This window comes from Paraburkholderia caffeinilytica, assembly GCF_046030355.1.
GTDB classification, from domain to species: Bacteria; Pseudomonadota; Gammaproteobacteria; order Burkholderiales; family Burkholderiaceae; genus Paraburkholderia; species Paraburkholderia caffeinilytica_B.
In genome coordinates this window covers 1-1,369 of record NZ_JAQQCQ010000058.1, presented here as the reverse complement: position 1 = coordinate 1,369, position 1,369 = coordinate 1, and the positions used below count along the sequence as shown (strand labels likewise).

Genomic DNA, 1,369 nt, shown 5'->3' with positions numbered 1-1,369 from the left:
GAACCTGTCCGCATTTTTGTGTGCGAGGCGGTTAGCGGAGTTATCCGCGTGCGTTGGTAAAACGCTCTCCAAACAGAATAGCGAACTGGTTCATGGCGGACGACCAGTCGAACGCCGCCCGTACGGACTTTGCCAGCACGTTGCGCAATGCCAGCCACAGCAGCTTGATGGCGGCCTCGTCATTGGGGAAGTGGCCGCGTGTCTTGATGATCTTGCGTAGTTGCATGTTCAGACTCTCAATGGCGTTTGTGGTGTAGACGACACGGCGTATGTCCGGCGGAAACACGAAGAACGGTGTGACGTTCTCCCACGCCCGTCGCCACGACTGCACGATGGTCGGATACTTCGCACCCCACGGGCCTTCGGCAAAGGCTTCCAGGGCCTGCTGCGCGGCCTGTTCGCTCGCGGCGGCATAGACCGGCCGCAGCGCAGCGGCCACGCTCTTGCGGTCCTTGTAGCTGGCGTACTCCAGACTGTTGCGGATCAGATGCACGATGCAGGTCTGCACGGCCGTACGCGGGTACGCCGTGCCGATCGCCTCAGCCAGTCCCTTCAGGCCGTCGACCACCGCGATCAGGATGTCCTGGCAGCCCCGGGTCTTCAGTTCATTGAACACTTTCAGCCAGAACTTCGCACCTTCGGTCTGTTCGATCCACAGCCCGAGCACGTCACGCTGGCCGTCGGGCTGAATGCCCAGCGCCAGATACACCGCCTTGTTGCTCACCACGCCGTCGCCACGGATCTTCACACGCAGCGCGTCGAAGAACACCACCGGGTACATCGGCTCAAGCGGACGGCTTTGCCAGGCGAGCGCTTCAGCCATGACTTCGTCGGTGACCGAACTGATGAAATCGGGCGAAACCTCGGTGCCATAGGCTTCGGCCAGAAACGCCTGGATCTCGCGCACACTCATGCCGCGCGCGTACATGGCGATGATGCGCTCGTCGAAACCGGTAAAACGGCGCTCGTGTTTCGGAATCAGGATGGGTTCAAAACTGCCGTCACGATCACGCGGCAGATCGACCCTGAGCGGGCCATAGTCGGTGATGAGCGTCTTGCCGCTGGCGCCGTTACGTTCGTTGTCCTGGCCGTCGGGTTTCGGCTGCCCCGCCGGGTAGCCCAGATGCATCTTCATCTCGGCGCCCATCGCGCGCTCGATGAGTGCCTTGTTGAACGCCAGCATCAGGTCCTGGACCTCGGTGGGCGTCATCGGGCCTTTGACCAGATCATCCAGCAGACCTTCCGGCAGGGCAGGCAGCGGCCCTCGGGCCGCTGCCTGAGAAGCGACGGTGCGTTTCTTCTTCATCGGCATATCCATGACTTTTACCCCTCATGATATGCCTCGCCCACAGAATTACGGATAGGTCCC

1 protein-coding gene is annotated in these 1,369 nt (G+C 61.5%); it reads right to left on the bottom strand.

Annotation, left to right across the window (positions count from 1 at the left end; translation table 11 throughout):
- Positions 1–40: 40 nt before the first annotated feature.
- On the bottom strand, positions 41–1,312 hold the full coding sequence (locus PQQ95_RS36500) for an IS256 family transposase (RefSeq protein ID WP_408447242.1): 1,272 nt from the start codon (positions 1,310–1,312) through the stop codon (positions 41–43).
- Positions 1,313–1,369 lie beyond the last annotated feature (57 nt).

Excerpts from the sequence above, each read along its gene's own strand:
- PQQ95_RS36500 (WP_408447242.1), bottom strand. The coding sequence starts at position 1,312 with ATGCCGATGAAGAAGAAACGCACCGTCGCTTCTCAGGCAGCGGCCCGA.